This is a genomic window from Bradyrhizobium sp. NBAIM08 (assembly GCF_020193935.1).
Lineage (GTDB): Bacteria > Pseudomonadota > Alphaproteobacteria > Rhizobiales > Xanthobacteraceae > Bradyrhizobium > Bradyrhizobium yuanmingense.
Genome location: NZ_JADYVR010000025.1, coordinates 40,603 through 46,892, shown reverse-complemented (window position 1 = coordinate 46,892; position 6,290 = coordinate 40,603). Strand labels below are relative to the sequence as shown.

The 6,290-nt window shown below is 57.5% G+C and carries 4 protein-coding genes and 1 pseudogene; 2 read left to right on the top strand and 3 right to left on the bottom strand.

Annotation, left to right across the window (positions count from 1 at the left end):
• Positions 1 to 370, top strand: a pseudogene (locus I6F37_RS37500) (MATE family efflux transporter); the annotation flags it as partial.
• Between the two features lie 1,376 nt (positions 371 to 1,746).
• Complete coding sequence (locus tag I6F37_RS37495; protein ID WP_225131377.1) at positions 1,747 to 2,442, top strand: GntR family transcriptional regulator; 696 nt, start codon at positions 1,747 to 1,749, stop codon at positions 2,440 to 2,442.
• Here the strand turns inward: I6F37_RS37495 and I6F37_RS37490 are convergent.
• Genes I6F37_RS37490 through I6F37_RS37480 form a run of 3 tightly spaced genes read right to left on the bottom strand, consistent with a single transcriptional unit; the run spans position 2,351 to position 6,244 of the window.
• Positions 2,351 to 4,048: an ABC transporter ATP-binding protein gene (locus I6F37_RS37490; RefSeq protein WP_225131375.1), complete on the bottom strand. Its 1,698-nt coding sequence runs from the start codon at positions 4,046 to 4,048 to the stop codon at positions 2,351 to 2,353. The genes I6F37_RS37495 and I6F37_RS37490 overlap by 92 nt on opposite strands.
• Positions 4,035 to 5,666 carry an asparagine synthase-related protein gene (locus I6F37_RS37485; protein ID WP_225131372.1) on the bottom strand — a complete coding sequence of 544 codons (1,632 nt, stop codon included), beginning with the start codon at positions 5,664 to 5,666 and terminating at the stop codon, positions 4,035 to 4,037. The genes I6F37_RS37490 and I6F37_RS37485 overlap by 14 nt, the downstream gene beginning before the upstream one ends.
• A 20-nt stretch (positions 5,667 to 5,686) precedes the next feature.
• A complete protein-coding gene (locus tag I6F37_RS37480; RefSeq protein WP_225131370.1) occupies positions 5,687 to 6,244 on the bottom strand; it encodes a lasso peptide biosynthesis B2 protein in 558 nt (185 codons plus the stop codon).
• Positions 6,245 to 6,290: the final 46 nt, after the last annotated feature.

The window sequence follows — 6,290 nt, the reverse complement described above, 5'->3', positions numbered from 1 at the left end:
TATGGTTTTTGTCCGTCCTTTGGTCGGGCTGTTCAGCGATAGCGATAGCGTCAGGGAAATTGCCGTTTCTGCCTGCACCGTCTTCCATCTCTTTTTTGGACTGTATGGTATTGAGACTGTCGTCACGGCGATGCTTCAATCGCTCGGGAGAGCGCGTCTCAGCGCGGTTGTGTGTTTCGCGAGACATTATCTCTTCATTCCGGCTGTACTGTTCTTCCCTGCCATCTCTGGCTTCAGCGGAGTATTGGCCAGTCAAGCCATCGCGGAGCTAGGCGCCGGGATGATTGCACTGTTTATCATGCGCCGTCAGTTCGTTGAGCTCAGGCGATGCGGCCGACACATTCAGCCTGGAATCGAAAGTGCTCTTTGATCTGATCATCGGAGCCGGCATTTAAGCCTGCATGGCCGGCGACGGGATGGCTCCAAAATTAGGTGTGATGTGCAAGAGCGAGTCGCTATGTATCGGTCTATATCGCTGCGATTGCGATGAAGGCAAAGCCGTCGAACGTCGTGCGCGGGTGGCGCAGCGCGGCGAGGTCGACGTCGCGCCTAGTCTTGGCGAGCACTCGAGCTCAAGCCAAGGATAAGAGAGACCGATCATGAGGAAGCTACATCCGTGGCTTATGATCTGAAATCCGACCGCCCTTCAGTGTCGTGTCGCTCATAGTGAGGCAAGTAGGCAGCCGGAATTTGCGGCTTGCAGTCTGAGAACGCAAAGACGCCTTCGGAGCGATATTCCCGGCTGTGGGCGCTCTGTTTCGATTGTGTGTACTCAACTACCGCGAGGCCAAGCGGCATGCACGCCGTAAGGAAAATCTACGTCTCCGGGTAGAACGAAAGACACGGCATCACGGGGACGACCTGCATTCGTGCCGAGTGCAAATTTCGAAAATCGAGGGATTAAGTCCGTTGTTAAGCTCCGAGCCGAGAGGATTCGGCGGCGAAAACTCTAGCCAAAAATGGTCCAGTTTGACGGCCTCAGATCCCTTGAATCGTACGTAGCGTCAAGTTGTATCTCAGATGGGTGGGACGGCCCCCGACCACGCCAAGGCTATCCAACGAGCGAAAAGGATTGCGAATGTTTCAATTCTTAGACTCACGCCGCAGGACTTCCGTGATCAGCGAAAGCAGGGCGGTTTGAACGGCACGCTCTTCTTTAGCGATGGTGGCGGTGTTGTTCACCCGATGCAGGCCCGTTCCCCTTCGGATGCACCTCGGAGCACCAACACGCCATTGCGCAAGTGGCGGCTTACGAATCGCCGATGCTGATCTCGTTACGAACGCGGCTGCGCGACGAGCGGAGCTGGAGCTCTCCACCGATCCAACAAACGACTAACATTTTGATGAACGAAATGGGAGCCATGATGACCGGCGAATCTATCCTGATTTTGGGCGGCGGACCGCGAGTGCGGACGCAATATCGTGAACAGCGAAACCAACATGTTGGCGCCGACGTCGGCACCAGTGGCAGCGACGCTGCTTCTTGGGCGGGTTGCACAATGGCAGAAATGCCGCTCGATCATCGCCTCTACCCGTTGCGACCGCCTATTCCGCTTTGGACATACCCACCTCCTACTCGGCAGCAGAGCTTCGTGGCCCTAGCGGACGGCCTGCCATGGCGGCCTATGCTAGCAGCCATTTCGCCGCGGACCGGACCGCGCATGGTTTCCGGGGCGGCATGAGCTATGCCAAGAGGTGAGGCTCCCTTGACCGCCTCAGTCAGGCCGCTTGAACGGGCGAGTAATCATGGCTTTTGAGACACAGCATCCAGTATTCCAGGCCTTGCGCGAGCGTCTATTACTGGGCCATTGGCTACCCGGCACAGCCTTGAAGCCTGCCGACATTGCCGATGAGCTTCGCGTCGGAATTTCGCCCGTACGAGAGGCTTTGATACGGCTGACTGAGCGCGATGTGGTGCAAAATGTCGACCACAAGGGGTTCAACGCCAGGCCGATCGACCCACATCAAGCCATCCTGTTCTGCAACATGCTGTCGCAAATGTATGTCGATAGCATCAGCGATTTCACCAAGGCGAAGCTGATTGATGAAGTGGCGGCAAGCTTCTGCGGTGAAATTAAGCCCATCTACGCAAGCAATGAGGATCCCGCCAAACTCTTCTTGAAAGCAGGCGAGTGCTATCGGCGCGCGTTGCTGGTCAAACAGCATCGCCACATTGCGGATCACGTCGCGGACGTCGTTTATGTCTACCTTTCACGCGCAATGGGAACACGTACGTACTACAGCGAGTTGCTTGTCGAAAGTCAAAGTATCAGTGCGTTGATGGTCGAAGGGCAGCACAAAGGCGCAGCCCGTGCCATCCAAGACTTTTTCAGGCGCCGGGTCACGGAAGTTATGCGAGCACAAGCGAGGCTCTCGCGGATGCCGACCACGACAAATCTAGCACGTAGTCACGTGGACTTATCACGCCCCGGCGATGCGTGATTGCTATGATCGTCGTGTCCGACGCGAGTTGCCGAAGTTCGTCGAAGATTCCGCGCTCGGTCTGCTCGTCCAACCCGGAACTGGCCTCGTCGAGGAGCAACAGCCGAGGCCTTGCGATGAGGGCACGGGCGATCGCAAGGCGCTGCCTCTCGCCGCCGCTTAGCAATTGGCCCCGCTCGCCGACGCGGTAGTCCAAACCGTCCCGCAAGGAGGTCACCTTATCAGCCAGATGGACGCATTCTAGTGCGTGGAACACGTCCGCATCGGGAAACGGGCGGCCCAGCAGAACGTTTTCGCGGATACTCAGATTCATCATCATAGGCTCTTGGGGCACGTAACCTACGTGCGCCAAGTAATCTTCCGGATCGATCGTGGCCAGGTCCAGAGAGCCAACGCGTACCAGGCCGCTGTAGCCTTGATGCATTTTTAGCAGGAGCTGCATAAGCGTCGATTTGCCAGCGCCCGAGCGTCCGATGATGAAGTTGATGACGCCGGGCTTGAACTCGCCCGTTATCCCAGAGAGAAGCGGCGAGGCGGCGCGCTCATAACCAAACGAAAGCGCGCTGATGGAAATGGCGAGTGAGCCCGATATCGGCATAGTACGCTTGAGCATAGCGGGTCGTGCCGCTGGGGCATGGGCATCAAGCAGCGCCTGCAGCGGCCGGGCCATGCCACGCGCAATGATGATGTCTCGAATTGACATGCCAATAAGCTCGAAGGGCCGGTTCAGTTGAACCAGGATCATGCTCACCATGACGAGCCCACCTATCTCGCCTGATCGGTCATAGAGCCACAGCGAAAGCCCCAAGATCGAGGCATACTGAACGAACAAGAGGGTCGCTTGCAAAGCGCCATAGCGCAACCGGGCGCCATAGAACGAGAGCCAGGCTCGGCGCGTGGCGGCGGCCTGGCGGTCATACAACTCAGCTATCCAGGGTTGAGCGCGGAACACCCTGATCGAAATGATGTTCTCGATTGCATTTCCTAAAACGTTCGAGCCCTCGTTACTTGAGGCCTGCGCCTCAGCCTGATACACTTTTGTAACTCTATTGCTCTTCCACGTTATCAACACGAGGACGGCGCCGTAGGCTAGAACGAACAGCGCCACAAACCAATTTGCTGCTCCACCGACGGCAAGGAACGAGAACGCAACATCGGCGACCCCGCCCATCAGCACCATCAAATAGAGCTGAATGTACATCTTATTGGACTGGTGCCAACTCTCTACCATTGCCGAAATCTTGCTCGGATTGTTTTGAGAAAACAGCGAGCCCTCGGCGCTCACCAGAGCGGCCATGATCTTCTTGCTGGAGAGATTACGAACGTCCTGTTCCAGCCTGTTCGACAGAACCGCCTTGACCTCCTGCAAGCACCGAGCAAGTGCGGTCGTAACGGCAAACAGCAACAACAAACTGAGCGTAAGAAGCGGCGGCGCGCTGGCCAGCCGGGCGACGGCCCGTGAGAACAAGAGCGGCCCGGCGACCGTGCAGGCAGACGCTGCAATGGTCGTGAGCAAGAAGCCCGCGACAAGAACGCGGGAAGATTGCAGGCTCGTCTTGATGATGTCCCATTGGAGCGGGGGCAAGAGCGGCTTACCCCAGTTCATGAAGGTCCATCCAATCGGCAACAGCGCAGAGACGAACGAGTGCAAACGCTGAGTCGTATGACAAATTGTCGATAGCTGAACGGAGGAGATCGCGGGAGATCAAGCCTTGCCGATACAATGCACTACGCTCGACACGTGACACTAAGGCACCATATTCGTACCGCATTAGCATGTCGCGCCCGGCACCTTTGCCAACCCGATAGTAGATCACGTCGGGCAAATGTTCCCGGAAGGCCTCGCGCTCAAGTGCACGATCAATTCCATTTGAGTGATGATGTCGGCGAGCCGTGACGAGACTTGCCTTGATGAGCGGCCAGAACACAAACGCCTTTCGCTCTTCTACCGCAATGTCTCGTAGTGCGATGCGATTGAGCTCCGCATGACGCATGCCGAAGAACTGAAACAGTCGCGTCGTCGGCAGGTGGCGTAGGGACCTGGCGCCTGGTACGAGCTCTGCACCGAAATCCGGCCGCACTGACGCGACAGGCGACTGCGGCCGATGATCACCGAGCATATGGCGGCGTAAGTCCCGGCCGCTCCGACCGGTGATCACCTCGCGAAGAACACGCCAGACAGACGTTCGAGCCTGAATCGCAAGGCCGGCGAGCTCGCGCAATGCATCTTGTGGCGATCGGGATTCGGCAAGCAGCTCTCTGGCCATCGTCAAGCGGCGCATTCTGAGAAATAGTTGATCGCCTCCGTCTCCTGTGAGCACCAGGCGCGATCCTGCGGCCTGCGCAGCCTCGTGAAGTTGAGCCGTTGTGGCGATCGTGGCCGCTAGCTTACAAGGTCGCGGCGTTGGAGCCAGCAATTCTGACGATAGATGGGTCATCGACGAGCGAGCATTCGTTTCGACATAGGTTGGCGCGCCGCCCACCTGCTCGGCTAGCGCGGCAAAAAAGAAGCGTTCGTCACCATTGACGTCCGTCTCTGAGTAGCTGTTCAGGAGGGAAAGGGGCCTGCCTCGATGGAGGTCGGCCGCAGCCAGCGCCACTACCGACGAATCAAGGCCCCCGGAACATTGAATACTGAAAGCACCGCCATAGTGGCGGGTTTTGTGAGCGACGCTCGCTGAGATCAATTGGCGAAAACTGGCCACGTCATCCTTGAAAGAGAACGCCGAGGTGTTGAGCCTGGCTACGGCGCCCGCCAGAAAATCGACTTGCCGAAAAGTCCCCCTTGAGACGATGAGCGCCGCGCCACTCAGTAGCTCAAAAATCCCACACAACCCTGTTTCCGGGGTCAACCAAGACGCGTTGCGTATCAGGCCAGTCAAATAGCCAAAGTTGAAGGCGTGGCGTTGCGCCAAGGCGGCATCTGGCAGCTTCAGTCCTGCCCAGCACTCAATCTCATCATTTCTGACCTGGTAGAAGATGGAGATCTCCGAGAAAGGTGGGCGTACGATCGCGATGCCACTTGGCGCGCGAACAATGAACGCCGCATCGCCAGCGTACCGCTCCTGCAGCAAGGCGACAATCTCCGGCAGAGACGTGTCTTTGAACTGTGTTGGCTCCAATTCAGTCGGCATGCCGGTCTCGGCGTCAACAATATCGTTGAGCACCGTGATTTCCACGCGGCCGTCTACAATGATGGTGGCAAGCTCCTTCGCTGAATCCAAGAGCCCATCTACATTGAGTCTCATTTCGCGAAGCTCAAGATGACGCTGTAGTCCTCCACAGCACGCTTCGCGTCGTTCAAAATGAGGTCACCAGATTGCAGCCAGGCGTGGGCTCTGAACGGGGGCTGCTTCACACCAACGAGGAGCTCGAGCGATGCGATGTAGGGATAGAAAAACAGATACCCCCCTACGGAATCCTCAAGGCAGCGCGGGCGGCGGAACCGAAGATTGCGCAGATGTTGGAATACGCTGGCGTAGTAATCGATTGTTTCGACTCCCATTGACGCCGGTGCTGTTCCCCGACGCGAGGCACGTAAAAAGTCGAGTTGACGAGCGATGGTCTGGCTGCGAACGAAGCGAGCAGCATGAGCCGCACGCGCATAGTGCCACACCAGATGGAGGGGTGGGAGAAAGGCTGGCGGTGAACTCAGGCAATCGCGCAACTTGGCCGTCGTCTCGGTTAGCCGTTCACGCTCCTCCGGACAAGCTGCAGAAGTGCTCGCCATGCTGTAACGATTGGATTGCAGGTCGAGGCTGATCCAACGCCCGTTAGACCACGCATGAAATATGTCACTCACAGCAGCGATCCCTTGGCCACCGCCTCAAACTGATGGGATGGGCCGA

Coding starts and splice junctions, on each gene's coding strand:
- I6F37_RS37495 (WP_225131377.1), top strand. CDS start 1,747: ATGGCTTTTGAGACACAGCATCCAGTATTCCAGGCCTTGCGCGAGCGT.
- I6F37_RS37490 (WP_225131375.1), bottom strand. CDS start 4,048: ATGAACTGGGGTAAGCCGCTCTTGCCCCCGCTCCAATGGGACATCATC.